Origin of the sequence: Pontibacter populi, assembly GCF_040278685.1 — a bacterium.
GTDB lineage: Bacteria > Bacteroidota > Bacteroidia > Cytophagales > Hymenobacteraceae > Pontibacter > Pontibacter populi.
The window spans coordinates 147449-167627 of sequence record NZ_JBEOKT010000004.1 but is presented as its reverse complement, the minus strand read 5'-3'; the positions used below and the strand labels follow the sequence as shown (position 1 = coordinate 167627).

Annotated in this window: 22 protein-coding genes; 9 read left to right on the top strand and 13 right to left on the bottom strand. The window is 46.2% G+C overall.

The genetic code is table 11. The annotated features are described in order from the left end of the window. The first annotated feature begins 31 nt into the window (after window positions 1-31). Both ABS362_RS05740 and ABS362_RS05735 read left to right on the top strand, forming a co-directional pair. On the top strand, window positions 32-1417 hold the full coding sequence (locus ABS362_RS05740) for a UDP-N-acetylmuramate--L-alanine ligase (protein WP_350411397.1): 1386 nt from the start codon (window positions 32-34) through the stop codon (window positions 1415-1417). A 4-nt stretch (window positions 1418-1421) separates the two neighbouring features. Continuing rightward, a complete protein-coding gene (locus tag ABS362_RS05735; protein WP_350411396.1) occupies window positions 1422-2234 on the top strand; it encodes an exonuclease domain-containing protein in 813 nt (270 codons plus the stop codon). Window positions 2235-2924: 690 nt separating this feature from the next. Here ABS362_RS05735 and ABS362_RS05730 read toward each other — a convergent pair. The 10 genes from ABS362_RS05730 to ABS362_RS05685 all read right to left on the bottom strand — a co-directional run bounded on the left by ABS362_RS05730 (window position 2925) and on the right by ABS362_RS05685 (window position 11744). Further along, a complete protein-coding gene (locus ABS362_RS05730) occupies window positions 2925-3380 on the bottom strand; it encodes a hypothetical protein (protein ID WP_350411395.1) in 456 nt (151 codons plus the stop codon). Between the two features lie 13 nt (window positions 3381-3393). Then, a complete protein-coding gene (locus tag ABS362_RS05725; RefSeq protein ID WP_350411394.1) occupies window positions 3394-3834 on the bottom strand; it encodes a hypothetical protein in 441 nt (146 codons plus the stop codon). Window positions 3835-3868: 34 nt separating this feature from the next. Next, window positions 3869-4408, bottom strand: coding sequence for an RNA polymerase sigma factor (locus ABS362_RS05720; RefSeq protein ID WP_350411393.1), 540 nt, complete (start codon window positions 4406-4408; stop codon window positions 3869-3871). A gap of 44 nt (window positions 4409-4452) precedes the next feature. After that, entirely contained in the window at window positions 4453-5112 is a 660-nt protein-coding gene (locus ABS362_RS05715; protein ID WP_350411392.1) for a hypothetical protein, read from the bottom strand. 99 nt (window positions 5113-5211) lie between these two features. Then, entirely contained in the window at window positions 5212-6168 is a 957-nt protein-coding gene (locus ABS362_RS05710) for a transketolase family protein (protein ID WP_350411391.1), read from the bottom strand. Between the two features lie 59 nt (window positions 6169-6227). After that, window positions 6228-7622, bottom strand: a complete 1395-nt coding sequence (locus ABS362_RS05705; RefSeq protein ID WP_350411389.1) for a vWA domain-containing protein — start codon at window positions 7620-7622, stop codon at window positions 6228-6230. A 44-nt stretch (window positions 7623-7666) separates the two neighbouring features. After that, complete coding sequence (locus tag ABS362_RS05700; protein ID WP_350411388.1) at window positions 7667-8524, bottom strand: transketolase; 858 nt, start codon at window positions 8522-8524, stop codon at window positions 7667-7669. A 134-nt stretch (window positions 8525-8658) separates the two neighbouring features. After that, window positions 8659-9108 carry a thioredoxin-dependent thiol peroxidase gene (bcp, locus tag ABS362_RS05695; RefSeq protein ID WP_350411387.1) on the bottom strand — a complete coding sequence of 150 codons (450 nt, stop codon included), beginning with the start codon at window positions 9106-9108 and terminating at the stop codon, window positions 8659-8661. A gap of 133 nt (window positions 9109-9241) precedes the next feature. Next, the gene (locus tag ABS362_RS05690; protein WP_350411385.1) at window positions 9242-11146 is read right to left on the bottom strand and encodes a M23 family metallopeptidase; all 1905 of its coding nucleotides are present in this window, start codon (window positions 11144-11146) and stop codon (window positions 9242-9244) included. Then, complete coding sequence (locus ABS362_RS05685) at window positions 11133-11744, bottom strand: fumarylacetoacetate hydrolase family protein (protein ID WP_350411384.1); 612 nt, start codon at window positions 11742-11744, stop codon at window positions 11133-11135. The genes ABS362_RS05690 and ABS362_RS05685 overlap by 14 nt, the downstream gene beginning before the upstream one ends. Before the next feature lie 369 nt (window positions 11745-12113). Between ABS362_RS05685 and ABS362_RS05680 the strand changes: the two genes are divergently transcribed. The 4 genes from ABS362_RS05680 (at window position 12114) to ABS362_RS05665 (ending at window position 15628) form a co-directional block, all read left to right on the top strand. After that, window positions 12114-12908, top strand: coding sequence for a M48 family metallopeptidase (locus tag ABS362_RS05680; RefSeq protein ID WP_350411382.1), 795 nt, complete (start codon window positions 12114-12116; stop codon window positions 12906-12908). Window positions 12909-12933: 25 nt separating this feature from the next. Beyond that, entirely contained in the window at window positions 12934-13590 is a 657-nt protein-coding gene (locus ABS362_RS05675; RefSeq protein WP_350411381.1) for a hypothetical protein, read from the top strand. Between the two features lie 724 nt (window positions 13591-14314). Further along, a complete protein-coding gene (locus tag ABS362_RS05670; protein ID WP_350411380.1) occupies window positions 14315-14920 on the top strand; it encodes a GNAT family N-acetyltransferase in 606 nt (201 codons plus the stop codon). 21 nt (window positions 14921-14941) lie between these two features. Next, window positions 14942-15628: a pseudouridine synthase gene (locus ABS362_RS05665; RefSeq protein ID WP_350411379.1), complete on the top strand. Its 687-nt coding sequence runs from the start codon at window positions 14942-14944 to the stop codon at window positions 15626-15628. Between the two features lie 253 nt (window positions 15629-15881). Here the strand turns inward: ABS362_RS05665 and ABS362_RS05660 are convergent, their stop codons facing one another. Continuing rightward, window positions 15882-16847, bottom strand: a complete 966-nt coding sequence (locus tag ABS362_RS05660) for a YpdA family putative bacillithiol disulfide reductase (protein WP_350411378.1) — start codon at window positions 16845-16847, stop codon at window positions 15882-15884. Window positions 16848-17062: 215 nt separating this feature from the next. Between ABS362_RS05660 and ABS362_RS05655 the strand changes: the two genes are divergently transcribed. Then, complete coding sequence (locus ABS362_RS05655; protein ID WP_350411377.1) at window positions 17063-17533, top strand: hypothetical protein; 471 nt, start codon at window positions 17063-17065, stop codon at window positions 17531-17533. Next, a complete protein-coding gene (locus ABS362_RS05650; protein ID WP_350411376.1) occupies window positions 17530-17730 on the top strand; it encodes a helix-turn-helix transcriptional regulator in 201 nt (66 codons plus the stop codon). The genes ABS362_RS05655 and ABS362_RS05650 overlap by 4 nt, the downstream gene beginning before the upstream one ends. Window positions 17731-17742: 12 nt before the next feature. Here the strand turns inward: ABS362_RS05650 and ABS362_RS05645 are convergent, their stop codons facing one another. After that, entirely contained in the window at window positions 17743-18354 is a 612-nt protein-coding gene (locus ABS362_RS05645) for an outer membrane beta-barrel protein (RefSeq protein WP_350411375.1), read from the bottom strand. 126 nt (window positions 18355-18480) lie between these two features. Between ABS362_RS05645 and ABS362_RS05640 the strand changes: the two genes are divergently transcribed. Continuing rightward, window positions 18481-19050, top strand: coding sequence for a GNAT family N-acetyltransferase (locus ABS362_RS05640; RefSeq protein ID WP_350411374.1), 570 nt, complete (start codon window positions 18481-18483; stop codon window positions 19048-19050). Here the strand turns inward: ABS362_RS05640 and ABS362_RS05635 are convergent. Beyond that, the gene (locus tag ABS362_RS05635; protein WP_350411372.1) at window positions 19045-20094 is read right to left on the bottom strand and encodes an AI-2E family transporter; all 1050 of its coding nucleotides are present in this window, start codon (window positions 20092-20094) and stop codon (window positions 19045-19047) included. The genes ABS362_RS05640 and ABS362_RS05635 overlap by 6 nt on opposite strands. Window positions 20095-20179 lie beyond the last annotated feature (85 nt).

Here is a 20179-nt window from a genome sequence, read left to right as displayed (position 1 = left end):
CTTTGTCTGATTGCAACATTATTTGCTCGAAATGGAGAAGAAGGAACTACAACGCATCCACCTGATCGCGATCGGCGGAAGCATCATGCATAACCTGGCGCTGGCGCTGCACGATAAAGGCCTGAACGTCACGGGATCAGATGACGAAATATTTGAGCCTGCCAAAAGCAGGCTGGCTGCGGCTGGCTTACTCCCTGTTCAGGAAGGCTGGTTTCCGGACAAACTGGACGCAACTATAGATGCTGTTATTCTGGGAATGCATGCCCGTCCTGACAACCCTGAACTGTTAAAAGCACAGGAACTGGGTTTGCCGATCTACTCTTTCCCGGAATTTATATACGAGCAGAGCAAAGACAAGCAGCGCATTGTAATTGGTGGCAGCCATGGCAAAACGTCCATCACTTCTATCATCATGCACGTGCTCAAAACTATGGGCCGCAAGTTCGATTATGCCGTTGGCGCACAGATAGAAGGTTTCAACCGCATGGTAAAACTGACTGAAGACGCTCCGATCATCATTATAGAAGGCGACGAATACCTGTCTGACCCGATCAAACGCGTGCCAAAATTCCATTTATACCATCACCACATCGCCGTTATCAGCGGCATCAGTTGGGATCATATCAACGTATTTCCGGACCCGGACATGTACCGCGACCAGTTCCGCATTTTTGCTGAGATGACGCCAAAAGCCGGAACCCTGATCTACACCAAAGATGACGAGCAGGTGCAACTGGTGGCCGTACCGCGCAACCCGGCAGATATTAACTACATCGGGTATGGCGTGCACGACCACACTATTAAGAATGGCAAAACGATACTGCACACTAAAAAGGACGGCGATATAGAGATACAGCTTTTCGGGGAACACAACCTGCGCAACATTAACGCAGCCAAGGAAGTGTGTAAAAAGATAGGTGTGAAAGCGCATGATTTTTACGAAGCTCTGAAAACTTTTAAAGGTGCAGCTAAGCGCCTGGAGAAAATGGGTGAAACAGACACGACTGTAATATTCCGTGATTTTGCCCATGCCCCATCTAAAGTAAAAGCTACCACCGAAGCCGTTAAGGCACAATACCCGCAGCGGCAACTGGTAGCAGCCCTGGAGCTTCACACTTTCAGTAGCCTGAACAAGGATTTTATACCGCAGTATGCCCATGCGCTGGATAAAGCCGATGAAGCGATCGTTTACTTTAACCCGAAAACCATTGAGCACAAGCGTATGCAAATGCTTTCGGAAGATGAACTGAAAGCGGCTTTCAAAAATCCTAACCTGAAAGTATTTACTGACTCTGAAGCGCTGCAACAACACCTGCTGAACTATAACTGGCAGAATGCCAACCTGCTGCTGATGAGCTCGGGCAACTATAACAACATTAACATGGAGGCGCTGACAAAGGCGGTTCTGAAAGCATAACTATATGAAACTGAACCTGAAGCGCCCCATCGTATTCTTCGACCTTGAAACCACAGGCACCGACATCAGCAAAGACCGCATTGTAGAGATAAGCGTTCTGAAAGTAATGCCTGACGGCGAAGAGATCCTGAAAACCCGTAAGATCAACCCGACCATTCCGATACCGCTGGAGTCGAGTCTGATACACAAGATTTACGATGAGGATGTGAAGGACTGCCCTACATTTACTCAGGTGGCTAAGAACCTTGACGAGTTCATGAAAGGCTGTGACCTGGGTGGCTATAACCTGATCAGGTTCGACATTCCGTTGTTAGCCGAAGAGTTTTTGCGTGCCAATATCGACTTTGACCTGGATAACCGAAATGTGGTGGATGCCTGCCGTATTTTCCATATGATGGAGCAGCGCACCCTATCTGCCGCATACAAATATTACTGCGATAAAACCCTGGAAAACGCCCACAGCGCCGAAGCCGACACCGTAGCTACCTACCATATTTTAATGGCCCAGCTGGATCGTTACCAAAACACGCCAATCGAAATTGCAGAAGGTATTGAAGAGTTCCCGGTACAGAACGATATGGCGCAACTGCACAAGTTCACGTTCCAGAAAACAGCCGACCTGGCCGGGCGTATTGTGTATAACAATGCCGGTCAGGAAGTATTTAACTTCGGTAAACACAAGAATGCTATAGTTGAAGAAGTACTGCAAAAAGAACCGACTTACTACGACTGGATGATGAAAGGTGATTTCCCGCTTTACACAAAAAAGATATTGACCCGCATCAGGCTGCGTAGCATGCAGAGCAGCGTTTCGTAAGTTTATAGTTTGATAAGATTTGCTGGGAAGCTCTCCTGTCATTTAGTTGGCGGGAGGGCTTTTTTGTTTTATCCATTCCCAACCTTTCCCTAATAATAGGGGCAGGAGTTAAACCACCCCTACCCCTCCCAAGAGGGGAATTTCTGCCTTGGCTATAGTTGGCTTTATAGCTTTATAGTTGCCGCTTGTCATCCCCTTCCCCCTTCAAAGGGGGACTTTCTGTCCTTTGACAATTTTCAAACTATAGTTCTATAGTTACAGTCCAAGATTAGGACGGGTCGCGACCTGTCCCTACGGAACTGGGTCACGATAAATCTCGAAGCTTACCGGTTCAAACTATAGTTAGGCGGTTGATATGAGAAACATATCAGTCTTCGGGTTGAGCGCCTTGTGAATATCTGGTGCCTGTAGGGCATTACGACGAAGGAGCAAAAGAGATTCGCACAGCGCGATGCCCGAAGACGGGGCCTCCCGGCCACGAGGGCACCAAAGCAAACTATAAAACGATAGGTGAGTAAAGCTCCCAGGATAACTGGTAGCGATGGAAGTATAGCTTGGTTCGGATTACTCTAAACTTAATTATAGAATTCAGATTTACTACCTGTTCAAAATGATAAAAGAGATTCTATAAAAACAAAAGGCATCGCTATTACAGCGACGCCCAATGCCATTCAACTTTGCCAAAAATCTTTATTTCGATGCGCGGTTATCGTCCAGGCGCTTTAGTAACAGTTTTGTGAAATCGCGTTCGCCGCGGTATAGTTTTATAAGCTGTTTGTAAGAAATGACGCGGATGTATCGGGCTGCATATTCCTGCTCCAGAGCCAGCTCTTTTTCGCGGGTGGTAAACATGCCATCTATACGAGCCTTTGCTTCCTGCTCCGTTAGCTCTTCCACATCTTGGCGGTAACCGCTGCGGTAAGCTTTTAAAAGCTCACGGCGCTTGGTCTCGTATTCGTTGTAAAGGGGCCAGAACTTTTGCGCCTGCTCAGAGGTCAACTCCATCTTGTCAGTCAGGAAAGCAATTTTAGCAGCTTCTACGCGCTCGCGTCGCTCATTAGAAGATGATGATCTGTCCTGGGCAAAAGCTGCTGTTGTAGCAAGCGTAGTTGCACAGAAAAACAGTAACAAAATAATGCGCTTCATGCTTTGGGGTGAATTAGTAATCTGTATCTCTTAAGTGGTAATATTCAAGTTCTTCTTCCGCAGCTAAAGAACTTACGTTCAAAACATCAGCTGTTAGTTCCTGGTGTTGTATGGTGTTAAGGTCTGCAAAATCAGCACTTTCCAGAGTAGCGTTGGCTGTCAGGTAATCAACAATTTCAGTATCCGTAACAACTGCCATGTTCATGGCTTGCTTATCTGGTTGCGAATTTAATGTAAAGTAAAATACTCCTACAAACATTGCCAGTAGTATTATCGGAGCCATGGCCACACGCAGGTTTTGCCATAGTTGTGCTGGTAACCAGTCTTGCTTTGGAGATGCGGCAGTTCGCTCCATAATACGTGTCGGAAGGCGATCGAAATAGTCTTCTGGCACCTGGTATACGTTGTGCTTTGGCAGCTCGCTAAGGGTAATATTTTTAGGCTTGTTGTTCATTTCTAAGGGTTAGATAGCGTTTGCTTTCAATAGTTTAATCCTGCTTCAGAAATTCTTCAATTTTTTTTACGGCCAGGTGATATGATGCCTTTAAAGCGCCCACCGACGTTCCCAATATCTCCGATATCTCTTCGTATTTCAGCTCATCGTAGTATTTCATGTTAAATACAAGGCGCTGTTTGTCGGGTAGTTTCAGTAAGGCTTTCTGTAGTTTCAACTGTATCTCGTCGCCCGAAATGTTAACTGATGAATCTATCTTCTCGGCCAGCTCAGCAGCCACATCATTTATAGGTAAAAAGAACTTCCGCTTTTTGCTCGACAGGAAAGTAAGGCACTCGTTGGTGGCAATACGGTAGAGCCAGGTATAAAGCTGCGCATCCTGCCTGAAATTCTCCAGGTTCTTCCACACCTTCAGGAATACTTCCTGGGTAAGGTCATCTGAATCCTCATGGTCGATCACCATCTTGCGGATGTGCCAGTATATTTTCTGCTGGTACTTCCTTACAAGCTGGTTAAAAGCCAGGTTTCGGCTGTCAGGGTTAGCGAACTTCTCTAATATCTCTTTGTCTTCCACGTGTGCGGTGTGGCGGTAATTGGGTGTAGGTTTTGCTACGGTTTTTAATTACTTGCAAATATAGTGTCAACTCCTGTTACAGAGTTTATTACAATATACTTTGATTTGAAATTACCGAAAATATGTTTGGATTCTACTGTTTCATATTCTCTGGTATAACCTTCTTCTATATCTGTATCAAAAGTAGATAGGCTTCTGTGAAGTAAAGAATCGCCTTTAATATTATAGTTGAAAATATCGATGTTGCCATGTCCACCATCCCCACCAGTTGCTGCTATAAGATCAGTGGATAGTATCTTATTAGAATTAATATCAAATGTAACATGGTAGACATTATCATAACCAACTTCATCATCATGTATAAATGAGAAGAACAACAGGTTATTCACTTCAGTGTAATCGAAGAAGTAATACCTTGACCATTTGTCGAAAATAACTTTCTCATCCTTTATATTATCAATGGCCAAACCATCAAAATATGTCTTGAAAAAAATTGAGTCTAATGGCTTTAGCTTTTCAACATCTAAAGAATCGATATTATAATGTGTCTGCCTTTTAATAGAGTTTGATTTTATCTGCTCTACGAAATATGAAGAACGGCTACTCGGTTGGATAGTCTGAGTTTTATCTGTGATAGGTTCTGACTGCTGTCCGCCACAAGCAACTATAGTTATTATTAAAATGAGAAAGTATAACTGTTTCATTTCTATGGCGTCAAAGCAACGGGGTTTAAAAACAAAAAACAAAACAGGCTGCACTTTATAGTACAGCCTGTTAAATATAGTCAATTAAGTATAATCTACTTATTTTTTTCTGCTGATGGCGCGTTCTACTGCGGCTACAATATCGTTCTCAGTAAGGCCGTACTTTTCCATTAACTGGTCTGGCGTACCCGACTCACCGAAGGTGTCATTTACAGCTACGTACTCCTGCGGAACTGGCGTGTTAGAAATCAATACCTGCGCTACGGCATCACCCAAGCCACCGAAACGGTTATGCTCTTCAGCAGTAACGGCGCAACCTGTTTTAGCTACTGATTTCAGAATTGCTTCTGCATCAAGTGGCTTTATAGTGTGGATGTTAATGATCTCAGCGTTGATTCCTTTTTCTGCCAGGATGTGGCCGGCAAGGATAGCTTTCCAAACCAGGTGACCTGTCGCGAAAATACTTACATCTGTACCTTCGTTCAGTATCAAAGCTTTGCCAATCTCAAATTTCTGATCGGCTGGTGTGAAGTTAGGAATTACCGGGCGACCAAAACGCAGGTAAACCGGGCCTTCATGATCTGCTATAGCTATAGTTGCCGCTTTGGTCTGGTTGTAGTCGCATGGGTTGATAACGGTCATGTGTGGGAGCATGCGCATCATACCAAGGTCTTCCAGGATCTGGTGCGTGGCACCGTCTTCGCCCAGCGTAAGGCCGGCGTGCGAAGCGCATATTTTCACGTTTTTACCAGAGTAAGCAATAGACTGACGGATCTGGTCGTACACGCGGCCCGTAGAGAAGTTTGCAAAGGTACCTGTAAATGGAATTTTACCGCCAATGGTCATACCAGCGGCAAGGCCCATCATGTTGGCTTCAGCAATACCTACCTGGAAGAAACGCTCCGGAAACTCTTTCTGGAAGGCGTCCATTTTAAGCGAGCCGGTAAGGTCGGCACAAAGGCCTACTACATTTGGGTTGGTGCGGCCAAGTTCCAGCAGGCCGGCTCCAAAACCGGAACGGGTATCTTTTTTCTCTGTAAACGGAAAGTCTTTCATGGTATGGTTCTTTCTTAAAAATCTTTTATAGTTGGCAAACTATAGTCTGCCGGTTTTTTTTATCTGTTAAAAATTCTGACAGTGGTAGTTGCCCCGGACCGAATCTCAAAATCCTGCACATCGGTAAACTTACTTGACTGAGCGGTCTTCATGCGGTACACCAGTTTATAGTTGCCGGGCTGCAATGGCACCGTCACTTTACTATTATTCTCAGGTATGTTATAGAGCCAGCGCTGCAAACCGTTTTCATCTGTACTATAAATACTGCCGTAACCCTGCATCTGCGACGAGATGGAAAGCTGCCCCGGCGTTGGTATAGTTATCGTTTTTGTCTGGCCCTGTTTTACTTCTATATCTTTCAGGTAAATGCGCGGCATGGTCATCACTTCCAGATCGTAGGTGCCGGCCAGGTATTTGTGGCTGTTACCAAAAGGCTGCACATTCAGGGTACGCGGGTCGTTGTTTAACCTAACTATAGTTTGTAGCTGCCCGTAAGGCGACGGCCCGTCCTGGCGAAGGTTTAAAATGCCCTGAGGCGCTTTAACTTTGATGACATTGTGCCTGCCTGGTTTTATAGTTACGTTTCGCTCTACAACAGCCGGCGTTGTGTTAATTACCAGGTTGTAAGGCATCAGCGCATCAATATCCAGCATATCGGTTTTGCCCTGGGCGTTCAGGTAATGCACAAAGTTATATTCCGGCGAACCTGTCAGCGCGTTTACAAACGTCATGTTCACGTTTGTTTCCACCGGGCGGTTCTGATCATCAAGCAGCTCCACGCTTACGGTTGTCTGGCTCAAAGTCTGGGTCACGATCTCAGTAAGTACATTCTCAAAGGTCTGTACATCGGCAGCGTTAAAATACTGGCCAATACAGTTGAGCTGTTTCTCGTACTCGGCATCTATCCCGATCCCGATCACAAAAGGGCGCAAAAAGATACGCTTCTTCTGCAACGCCAGCGACACAGCACACGGGTCTCCGTTACACGACTCAATACCGTCGGTTATCAGGATGATAACGTTTCGGGCACGCGGGTCATCCGGAAAATCCTTTGCCGTTTGCTCCAAGGAGTAAGTAATCGGTGTATTGCCGCGCGGTACGATCTCACCGAGCTTTTTCTTGACATTGGCCGCATTTTTAGCACCAAAAGGTACTTCCAGTTTGGTATCCTTGCAGTCGTTGCGTTCGCGGCCGTGCTGGTGTCCGTAAGCTCTAAGCGCTACTTCCACGTTATCGAACCGCTCCAGCGAATCTACCAGGTGGGCCAGCAGGTCTTTGGCGACATTCATGCGGTCGCTTTTTTCCCATTTGGCCATCATACTACCCGAAGCATCCAGCAGAAACAGGATTCGCGTTTTGGGCTGCGGCTTTTTATCCTGGGCCATAGCAGTGCCAGCCATTGCCAGAATCAGCAACAACAAAACAATAGCGGCCTTTTTTACCCAAGCTGCCATGCCCGAACTATACCCTTTTACCTGAAGCCATAGGAAACTATAGTTTAGTAATCCGAAGCGTGTTTTACCATCAGCTGCTGTAGTGCAATCTCCAGCTGCTCATCGTTAGGTGCAACGCCGTGCCATTTGTGCGACCCCATCATAAAGTCTACACCATAGCCCATTTCGGTGTGCATCAACAGCATTACTGGTTTGCCTTTGCCAGTCTCCGCTTTGGCCTGCTCCAGTCCTGGAATCAGGGTCTCGAAGTTGTTACCGCTTGTTTCCAGCACTGTCCATCCGAAGGCTTCGAACTTTTTGCGCAGGTCGCCCAGGTCCATTACTTCTTCTGTAGAGCCATCAATTTGCTGGCCGTTCAAATCTATAGTTGCGATGATGTTATCTACCTTGTGGTGAGCGGCATACATAGCAGCTTCCCATACCTGGCCTTCTTCCACCTCGCCGTCACCCATCAGCACATACACCAGGTTGTTATCCTTGTTCAGCTTTTTAACCTGCGCAGCACCAACCGCTACCGATAAGCCCTGGCCCAGCGAGCCTGAAGCAATACGGATACCTTCCAGACCTTCTTCAGTGGCTGGGTGGCCCTGTAATCTTGAGTTAAGCTTACGGAAAGTTGCCAGCTCTTTTATATCAAAGAAACCTGCGCGGGCAAGCGTACTATACCAAACCGGCGAAATGTGACCGTTAGACAAAAAGAAAAGGTCTTCGCCTTCGCCGTTCATTTTAAAGTCGGTGCTATAGTTCATGATCTTGAAGTACAGCGATACGAAATAGTCAGTACAGCCAAGCGAACCGCCCGGGTGGCCCGAGTTTACCGCATGCACCATACGCACGATGTCGCGACGTACCTGCGATGCAATGTCTTTCAGCTCTTCAATGCTCTTGTTGTGTGGATTCACAGTATTAATGGTTGATTGTTAAATTGATTTATTGTTGATCTCCGGTTAAACTATAAACTATAGTTTGATGCCGGGTTATAGTGTCAAAGATACAAAAAGCGCAGCCACTTTTAGAGTAGCTGCGCCCGTTATGTTTATTTCAGTATCTGAGCCGTATGATCGGCGGTCTTTACTTTCGTGATGATATCCTGTATCACCCCGTTCTCGTCGATGATGAATGTATAGCGCATCGTGCCCATATACTTCCGGCCATACATCGATTTCTCCTGCCACACGCCGTATTGCTCTACTATCTGTTTTTCGGTGTCGGCTATCAGGGTAAAGGGCAGTTCGTACTTGCCTATAAACTTCTGGTGCGATTTCTCGCTGTCGATGCTCACGCCAATTACTTCGTAGCCATCTTTTTTCAGGTCGCTATAGTTGTCGCGGAGGTTGCAGGCCTGGGCAGTACAACCGCTGGTGTCGTCTTTCGGGTAAAAGTACAGGATCACTTTTTTACCGCGGAAGTCGCTCAGCTTTACTGTGTTTCCGTTCTGGTCTTTGCCTTCAAACTCCGGAGCCTTATCGCCGATGTTCAGATTCATAGTTGTTGGTTTTACCTGCCCCTAACCCCCTCCTAAAAACAGGAGGGGGAATAGAAGACGATGTTGTTATTTATTTCAGATGAATCAACTCCAGCCTAATCCTGAAATCCATTCAATCTTAAAAATCTTAGTTCTAAATCTTCGTCGTAAAAGTAGTTTCGTTGCCGGCGATGTCCTTCACCTTTAACATCACTTCACCAGACAAAGGTACACTTTTATCGAGTTTTTCAGAGTAAATCAGCGCTTGTTTGTGCTCATATTTCATCAGGATCCACTTGCCATCTACCCACGCGTTAAACGATTGAATCCCGGACAGATCATCGCCGATCTTGAAGCGGATCTGGGTAGGGCTTTTGCCGAGCAGTTTTATAGTTGGCGCTTTGGTATCCTGCATCACTTTAAACTTGCCCATGTTTTTGGTGTAGAAAGTAATGGTATTGCCGTCCCATTTACCTCCTGTGTAACCGCGTCCGCGACCTAAGCCTAAAAAGTAAACAGCCGCTTTGCTCTTATCTATGCCCGTGGTGTCAACCGTCATCGTTACTTTTATGGCTTTGTGTAGCGGTGTAAAGTAATCACCTATCGTGTACACATCACCATCTCTAGCTGTATTCAGATAAAGTGTGTCGTAAAGCGATTCTTTGCCAAAGTCGATGTTCAGGTAGTTGGTCTTATAGTTTATTTCCTGGGCAGGCGGTATCATTTTCTGGTAACCAAAGTTCTTGCCCACATCACAGAAGCCAATAGAATCCGGGATGCCGGCACGCAGGTCGTACAAGGCCACCGAAGCAGAATTATCCATATAGCTCGGCACCAGGTCGAAGCGCTTACCTTTCACAAAAAGCTCTACGTTGCGCGGGGTCGTGCTCGTGTCCGTAGCGCTCACTTTCAGCACATTCCCAATTATCTCATAATCCATCACCGGCTTTTTAACAGACTTTGCTATAGTTTGGGTAAAGGTCGGCTTCTGCCCTTTTACTATAAAACTGAGTGTTGATGCGTTATTATAAGAGTCTTTGGTCACCAGTTTTACCTGGTATGTAGAGTCTGGGTGCACTGTAAAGCGGCCTTGTCTGCCATTGGCATTATAAAGCGGCAGGTCGTTGCCGTGGTCTACATAAGCTTTCTGGAACGTGCGGCCGTGGCGTTTGTACATGTAATAGTTAATATGCTGCGATACCTGGCGTGAGATCTCGAAAGGCACCTGTTCGATGTGGTGGTTATAGATCTGCTTGCCGTTAATGAACAGCGTTACATCCTGCGTACCGTTCTTGTTGGTAGCTCCGTCCAGGCGGTCGTTGGTCTGTAGTTCCAGTCCTATCAGGCCGTGGGCGAAAACCGTATCGTTTAAACTATAGTTGGTGCCTATTTTTTTAGGTCCGTACTCGGCGCGATTAAACTCATTTTTTACACGCGAATGGATGTTAAGCGGCAGCACTGCCAGACTATAGATATCCGGAGGCGTTGTGTCAATGATCTCTTTAAACTGGTACTTAAGCGGGTTGTACAGCCTGTCCTGTGCGTCACGGATCTCGAAATGCAGATGCGGACCACCTGAGCCACCCGTATTACCTGACAAACCAATCACATCACCCTTCTTCACCGGAAACTCGTCCTTCTCGAAGAACAACTCCAGTTCAAAGGTTTGCTTCTCGTACTGCTTTTTCAGGATATGGCTACCCAGCGGGTCGCCGAAAGTCAGCAGGTGTGCATAGGTAGTGGTCAGCCCGTTTGGGTGGGTTATGTAAATAATGTTGCCATATCCATACGTAGACTGCTTAACTCTCGAAATATAGCCATCGGCAGCAGCATACACATTCAGGCCTTCGCGCTGGTCGGTCTTAATATCAAGGCCGCCATGGAAGTGGTTAGAGCGTATCTCGCCCATGCTACCCGACAGGTAATTACGTTCGCCAGGCTTAATCGGGAACAGGAAATAGCCGGGTGTTGGCGTGTACGTCGGATTATACTGAGCTGCCAGGTTAAGGGTGGAAAGTACGGCAACTATAAAAAGCGGTAATATCTTATTTAATTTCAAAATCAAGCAGTTTTCTGTCTTCAACATAGCCTTCTAATCTGTCGCCTATTTTAACCGGGCCAATGCCTTCGGGTGTACCTGTAAATATAATGTCGCCTTTTTTTAGTGTGATGAACCTTGAGATATAAGTAATGATGTCATCAAAGTCATTCATCATCATTGCGGAATTGCCTTTTTGTTTTGTCTCGCCGTTCACGTCCAGCTTAAAGCTGATGTTCTTCAGGTCCGGAAACTGGTCTAAAGTTATAAACTCTGAAACCGGGGCCGAGCCGTTAAAGCCTTTGGCCAGCGTCCAGGGCAGTCCTTTTGCTTTGGCTTTGCTTTGCAGGTCGCGGGCCGTAAAGTCTATACCCAGGCCAATCGCATCATAGTATTTGTGGGCAAACTTTTTCTCTATGTTCTTACCCTCCCGGCTGATGCGCAGGATCAGTTCCGCTTCGTGGTGGATGTCGTTGCTGTACTCCGGGTAATAAAATGGTTCGTTATTGCGAAGTATGGCCGTATCAGGCTTAAAAAAAATGACAGGTTCGTCGGGTACTTCGTTCTTTAGTTCGGCAATGTGGTCGGCGTAATTACGCCCTATGGCTAAAATTTTCATGGAGTGCGGAATTGATGTAAAGGGTTCTGTATTCCAAAAATAACGTTTCTAACGAATTGCACAGAAAAAAGTAATGAATTTATTGTGAACGGCAAAGCAGTTTCATCTTAAACTTCTAAACTATAGCCGTAAAGCTTAAAACAGGCACAAGATGCACCCTAGAGTATAGCACAACTATAGCCTGTACTCGGAACGTATAAATGGGCAGGTAATTGTCTTTTGACAGGAGTACCTGATGCTGAACAAGTAACAGGTATTACCGTACTATATAGCAAATTCCTTATTTTTATAACGTTGGTTACACAGGCTATTTCTATTTTTGGTTCAAAATTTGAACTTCAGTTTAATAGCCACTAAAATTTTAAGAGTATGTATAAGAAAATAATTGCCTTTACAGCAGCTGTGGTGATGATGGTAGCCTGTACCACGGTACCTATTACCGGCCGCCGACAGCTGAACCTGGTATCGGATGCGCAAATGCAGTCGCTTAGTTACGATGCCTACGATCAGTTCTTAAAAGAGAACAAACTATCCAGAGATGCCCAGGCTACGGCCATGGTAAAACGTGCCGGCCAGCGTATTCAGCGAGCCGTGGAGCAGTATATGTCTCAAAATGGTTTATCAGCCGAACTTGAAGGTTTTCAATGGGAATTTAACCTGATAGAAGACAAACAGGTGAACGCCTGGGCCATGGCTGGCGGAAAAACCGTAGTTTATACCGGAATTTTACCAGTTGCACAAAACGAAACCGGCCTTGCTGTCGTAATGGGGCATGAGATTGCTCACGCTATTGCAAAACACGGTAACGAGCGTATGAGCCAGCAGTTGGCGCAACAGTTTGGTGGTGTAACACTGCAGGCACTGGCAGGAACGCAGCCAGGTACAGCGCAAAACCTGATCATGACGGTTTATGGTGCTGGTTCAACACTTGGCTTGTTAAAGTATGGCCGTACCCAGGAAACTGAAGCCGACCGTTTAGGTTTGATCTTTATGGCGATGGCGGGTTATGACCCGGCTCAAGCTATTCCGTTCTGGGAGCGTATGGAAGCAAAATCAGGTGGTCAGGCACCGCCAGAGTTTTTATCGACTCACCCGAGCGCCGGAACACGTTTAAGCAACCTGCAGAAATTTATACCTGAGGCAAAAAAATATTATCGGAAATAGAAGCCTTTAAACGTACCTAACCCTTATGTCGAAAAACACCCTTATGCGCCATTGGCATACTTTGCCTTTTAGCGCCCGCATGATCGCTGTATTCACGATCGTTCTCCTGATGGCCGGAGCCTGTACCCGCCGCGAAGCTTTCCCGGAGGAAAGTGATGAACCCTCAGAGATGGCAGAGGGTTTAGAAAGTGATTCGGCATCTTATGACGGGCAACTGCTGGCGCAAGTGGTGTTTGACAGTATCGATTACATTGTACCAACCCAGGACCTGCTGCAACCCTTTATTAAGGAGTTTGGCGACGGTACTGTGGTAGACAAAGTGATGATACGCAAGGTGCAGGAAACAAAGCAGGACAAAGCGGGCTATTACCTTGTGGGCATGGGCATACGGAACGGATCTTACCGCGCCATGGCCCTGAAACTGGATGTAGCTTCGGACAACAGTTTGTACCTGAGTTCTCAGAGTGATAAATTTATTTGTGGTGCCACGGCAGGCTGCAGTTTCTGCTACTTCACTTTTTCGGGTAGCCAGATAACAGGATGTGAATGCGAAAGCCGCGCACCTGGTAATTTATGCGAACAGAAATCAAGTTCAACAAACGAGTTGCTCAAGAATACAAGGCTCCGCAATATGCGGGAAGGAGAATCGAGAAGATTAGAAACGCTCGGCGTTTCCAGATAAACTGTAAGAACAGGACTGCCCGTAATGGCAGTCCTGTTTTGTTTTACTTGCTCTGTATTTTGCCATCCCAAGCATTAGTCGAGGGATCTTATGTGTCCTATAGTTTGACTATCTTCCGACTTTAATCAAGCTATCCTTTCAAACCAACTCCAATCCTGGGAGCTTTACTTGCCTATCGTTTTATAGTTGGCTTTGGTACCCTCACGGCCGGGAGGCCCCGTCTTCGGGCATCGCGCTGTGCGAATCTCTTTTGCTCGCTTACTCGCAATGCCTTACGGCACCAGATATTCACAAGGCGCTCAACCCAAAGACTGTGATATTTCTCATAGTTATAGTTTGTCTATAGTTTGAACTGATAAGCTTCGATATTTATCGTGGTCATAGTTCCGTAGGGACAGGCCGCGACCTGTCCGCTCGACAGGCTGTAACTATAGAACTTAAAGGGTAACTATAGCAAAGGCAGAAAGTCCCCTCTCGGGAGGGGTAGGGGTGGGTTAAAACGTACCAGATCTCTCACGCTGTTCCAGATGACAAAATAAAGAGCAATAGCAGATAAACTCCTTCCCCTGTTTTTAGGGGAAGGTTGGTAAGGGTAAAACTCCAACTGTAAAACGATACCATTTGTATTCCCTATACTCTAAAACCCTACCCCAAAAACAAACCACACCATAGTTGCTATTAATAATCGTATCTTTGCTTACCTGCCACACAACAACAGCCAACTATGAAAAGACCAGTTATCCCAGCCCAAACATTTCTTGAAACAGAACGGCTTTACCTGCGCGAGCTGAGTCCGGAGGTTTACAAATACCTTTTCACAGAATGCAATAGCTCTAAAATTGCTGAGTATCTGGGGCTGAACACCAGCAAAGAAGTTGAGACGGAACGCGAAAAGTATAATCAGGGCATGGTCACCTATTTTTCCACGTTCCTCAGTTTCCATTTACTGGATAAGCAAAGTGGCAGAGTAATAGGTAAATGCGGGTATCATACCTGGGCACCTACGCATCGCCGGGCTGAAATTGGCTATGAATTATACGCTGACCAGGACAAGGGTAAAGGCTACATGACAGAAGCTTTAGCAGCCGTGCTGACTTATGGCTTTGAGCAACTAAACCTACACCGTATAGAGGCTTATATCGCCGAGTATAACACCCCATCTGCTAAGCTCCTGAAACGATACGGCTTTACCGTAGAAGGCAATGCGCGCGGGCATTATGTGGTAGATGGCGTAAACGAGGACTCACTGCTGCTATCACTGCTGCAACCTGAATACGAACAACTTAACAGCTCCTGGGGAGTAAAAAAGCAGACAATCTCTAATTTATAGTTTCTAATTTCACTTACTCCTTTGAAGTACATACTCCTTAATAAACCTTACGAAGTACTAACCCAGTTTACGGACGAAACTGGCCGTGCTACCCTGAAAGATTACGTAAAAACACCCGGCATATACCCGGTAGGCAGGCTGGATTATGACAGCGAAGGATTGGTGTTGCTAACAGATGATAAAGCCTTACAGCATCGTCTATCCGACCCTAAATTTAAGATAGAGAAAACGTATTGGGTACAGGTAGATGGCCTGCCAACTGAAGAAGCCCTTGAAGAACTGCGACGCGGCGTAACTATAAAAGGCGTAAAAACGGCACCAGCCAAAGCCAGCGTTTTGCAGGAAGAGCCGCAGGTTTGGGAGCGCTCCACTCCTATTCGTTTCCGGAAAGAGATACCAGCCACCTGGGTTGAAATTAAGATATCGCAGGGCATGAACCGGCAAGTGCGCCGCATGACAGCCGCTGTGGGTTACCCGACTTTAAGACTTATACGCCCTAGTATTGGCCCGCTAACTATAGGCGACATGCAACCCGGCGAGTACCGCGAACTGACAGCAGAAGAAATAGCTACGGTAATAAGCCTGACAGCCGGCGGCAGCACTTTTAAAAGCCAGCAAAAACCTAAAAACAAAGGCGGCCGCCACTACGATAGTCGCCAGAACTCCAGCCGACCAAGACCTTCCAAATCAAAAGAGGATTTTCAGTAATTAACTGGTTTTAAGTTTCCTAATATACACACCATTACTGTTATTTCGAACTTTGTGAGAAATCTATTAAAGGTGTCTTTCGAAGTGTCCTAAAAAGATTCAATGTCGTCAAGTTAAGGGTTTTGGTTTGATTGTATCAAACTGAGTTTAGTCGAGGAATCTTATACACCAGTAGGACATATAAGATCTCTCGGCTACGCTCGAGATGACAGTTGTGCTTAAGTTGATGATAGTAGGTGTTTGAGGAAGCTAACTATAGATTACCGGTTATATGCTGCACAATTTTCTCGGCATGTATTCTGGAGTTTTCGATGAACCAGACGCGGGTATCCATGCCGCCGCATACCACACCGGCCAGGTAAATGCGTGGCATGTTGGTCTCCATGGTTTCGGGATTATGGGTGGGGTGTTTCAGGGCATCGTGGCTCAACTCTATTCCCAGCTTTTTCAGGAAGGTAAAGTTTGGCTGGTAGCCAGTCATGGCCATTACAAAGTCGTTACCTATAGTTACAACCCCATTGGGGGTTTCAATATCCACTTCCTCTTCCCGTATCTCTAGTAACCTGGAACTGAAGTACGCTTTCACAGCACCTTCGGCAATGCGGTTTTCAAGGTCGGGCTTTGTCCAGTATTTAATGCTGCCCAGTTCCGGTTCGCGCACCACTATCGTTACTTCGGCACCTTTGCGGTAAGTTTCCAGGGCTACGTCGGCGGCTGAGTTGTTGGCACCCACTACCAGCACTTTCTGCTTATAGTAATAATGAGGGTCGTAATAATAATGGCGCACCTTAGGTAGCTCCTCCCCTTTTATCTGCAACAGGTTCGGGATATCGTAAAAGCCGGTGGCAACTATAACATGCTTTGCTTTATAGTTCGCTTTGCTCGTACTCACCAGGTATAGTTCATTTGCTTCCGGAGTTACAGCGAGCACTTCCTCAAAGAGATTCAGGTTCAGGTTACCGGTATCGGCTACTTTGCGGTAATATTCCAACGCTTCGGATCGGTTTGGTTTTGGATGGATGCTCGGGAATGGATACCCACCTATTTCCAGCCTGTCGGCAGTAGAGAAAAAGGTCATGTTGAGCGGGTAGTTGAACAGCGAATTCACGACGCAGCCTTTCTCCACGACCAGGTAATTCAGGCCGGCATTTTTTGCTTCCAATCCGCAGGCTAAGCCAATGGGGCCTCCGCCAATTATAAGTATGTCGAGTGTTTCCAACTATAGTTTTTCCTTCCAACAACTATACGGCTAATTAGTTTTTACATCTGCTTAAGGCCTGCATTTTACTCTTCCGCAACTATAGTTTACCCATCTATAGCAAGCTTCTACTCAATAAATTGTAAAATATCACAAACAAAAAGTAAAATAAACTTGACTTTTGTAAAACAAACTTTACTTTTGTAAAGTATACTTTACATATACTCATAAAAACCATGAAAACACGTTACCTTTTCCCGAACCGGTATAAGATGCTGGGCTGGATATTGCTGGTGCCATCGCTTGTAGCTGGCATACTTATGATACTCTCTGACCAGGACCTGTTTAACCTGGAAGCCACTGTTTTTGCCCTGTACGACAGCGGTATTTTTGAACCTGACAAAGCTTTTATGCTCACCCGAAATAACATAGCAGACGAACTGGTTGCCATTACGGCTATAGTTGGTGGCTTGCTGGCTGCGTTCTCCCGCGAGAAGGACGAAGACGAATACATTTCGCAGATCAGGCTGGAGTCGTTGCTTTGGGCGACATACATCAACTATGGCTTCCTGTTATTTTCGGTGGTGTTTATTTATGGTACTGCGTTTTTCCAGGTGTTGCTCTTAAACATACTCACGCTGCTGCTCATCTTCCTGATCAGATTTAACTTTATATTGTACCGCACCAAAAGCGCCTCTTACGCATGAAGAATACGCTAAAAGTGCAACGGGCAATCCATAACCTGACGCAGGAAGATCTGGCTAAAAAAATAGGCGTGAGCAGACAAACTATAAATGCCATGGAACTGAGCAAATACGTGCCCTCTACTGTGCTGGCCCTGAAAATTGCCAAGGTGTTTGAACAGAAAGTAGAAGATATCTTTACTCTCGAAGAAAGCGACTAAAATAGTTCAACATCAGAAAGCAAACCCTAACGTTAGCGATAGTGCCCGGCCTTTCCCTTCTGCGTCATCATCGTTCAGCACTGTGCTTATACCATAATGATAGGTCACATCAAGAGCCAGGAAACGCACGTCGAACCCAAGGCCACCGCTTAACGCGAACTGCGCATTGCGTACATCTTTCCGGCGGAGGGCCAGGTTATTATCCTTTACGCCTACATTAAACGCAAACGACGGTCCGGCAAAATACCGGATATGCGACAACACGCTGCCATCATACGTACTCCGGTAACCAATAAGCACCGGCACCCGCATGTATCGCGCTACAAATGCATCGCGCTCGTCGGGCCTTGGCTGTACGGTGCGGATAACGTGTGCTTTATAGCTTACAAAGTCGAGGCCCGGCTGCACATAAAATCTGTCGCCGATGCGTCCGTAAATGCCGAACTCAGTGCCAAGCCCGGTGTCATCGTCCACCAGGCCGGGATCATCTGAAATGCTGTACAGGTTTGCGCCAATTTTGGCACCCAGCCTTAGGTTTGGCTGATCATCATCCTGTGCCAACATTTGCGTAAGTGGGGCTATGGTCAGTAATATTATCCCTGAAATCAGTAAAGTTTTTTTCATGATGCTGGTTGTTTTATGTAAAACAGATCTACTATAACTATACGCAATTGCATAACTTTTAAACATAATTACCTGTTTACAAGCATTCTACAACCGAAACCACTAAAAACCTGTACCTAGTAAACGATGATCTCTTACAAAGCAGAAACGATACTGACCATTGCCCCGGACCTGTACCTGCGTGTGGCTACACCCGACGATGCCCCGGCTTTATTCAACATCATAAATTCACAGCGCCCTTACCTGCGCGAGTGGCTGCCCTTTGTAGATTTTACCCGCCAGGTTTCTGATACCGCATTTTACCTGCAAAGTATAGTTAACAGTACTTCGGATAAGGTTTTTGTGATCGTGTTTGAAGACTGTGTGTGCGGGCTTATCGGGTTTAAGGGAATAGAATATTTTAACAGGAGAGTGGAGATCGGCTATTGGCTGAGCGATCACCAGCAAGGCAAAGGTATAATGTTCCGGAGCTGCATCAGGCTGTTGCAATACGCTTTTGAAGGACTGAACATGAACCGCATCCAGCTGAAAGTGGCACCTAAGAACTATAAAAGCCGCAACATACCCATTAAACTTGGCTTTACACTGGAAGGCACCGAGCGTGAAGGCGAATTACTGAACGGCCACTACCACGACCTGGAAGTATACAGCCTGCTGAAAAAAGAGTGGCTGGCGCAAAAGCAAGATAACCTATAGTTTGGTATCGCTAACACTCAGAAACAACGACACCGATCGCATGCTTTCGTGCTTGTCGGCTATCAGTTTTAAGATGGCCAGGTACGGTATGAACAGGATCATGCCGGAAGCTCCCCAGAGTATGCCACCGGCAACTATAGCCAGCAACGTAAAAAGCATATTAACCTGCAAACGGTAACTCACCGCCCACGGAAATATCAGGTTAGCCTCCAGGTACTGCACCACAGCAAAAACTAATACCACCCCAGCCGGGTACCAGAACGAGTCGTAGGTTATCCAGGCCACCGCCATTGGCAGAATAGCACCTATAGTTATGCCCACATAAGGTATAAATGTAAGAATAGAAGCTACCACCCCGAAAAACAAAGCATGCGGCACACCTAATATCAGCAACCCGATGGTGTTCAGCGTGCCAACTATAGCGTAAACGATGGCCATGCCTTTTATAAAATTATAGTAGGTGGTGATGGTTTCGTGCAGAATGGTTTTGATCTTGTGATGCTCGCTCCGGGAGAACAGGGAATAAAGCGCTTTGGCCAGTTGCTCGCGGTTATACAATATAAGCGCTACATATAATGGTATCAGCACCAGCAACACCACCGACACCACCGAGGTATAGAGCACATCTTTTACTATGTTCAGTAAATTGGCGGCTACATTGTTCCCCATGCTTTCGAGCCAGTTGGTTTGCCGCGCCACTTTCACCCCAAAGTTTTGTTCCAGCAGCAGGCTTACATCCCGAATGGCAGCTGTCAGTTTAAACTGTAAGTTTGGCCATTCTTCTACCAGCCGCATCAGTTGGTTTATGAGCAGCCAGGCAAGTCCGCCAAATAGCAGAACCAGCACCGAGAGGCAGACAGCAATGGCAGCCCAGCGTGGCATGCCTTTATTTTCGAGCCAGCGGCATATCGGGTACAATACAAAACTAATGAGCAGCGAAAAGCTGAGCGGCACAAACAACGAACGCCCCACATACAGGATAATGCCCAGCAACACCGTATACTGCAGCAATTTTAGCCAGTTTACTTTAGAGCCTGTATCCATAAATAGTGTATATTGGTGTTCTGCTTTATAAAAAGCCTCAGCTTGCAAGCAAATTAGCAACCTTTATTTAGTAAACAATAACTAA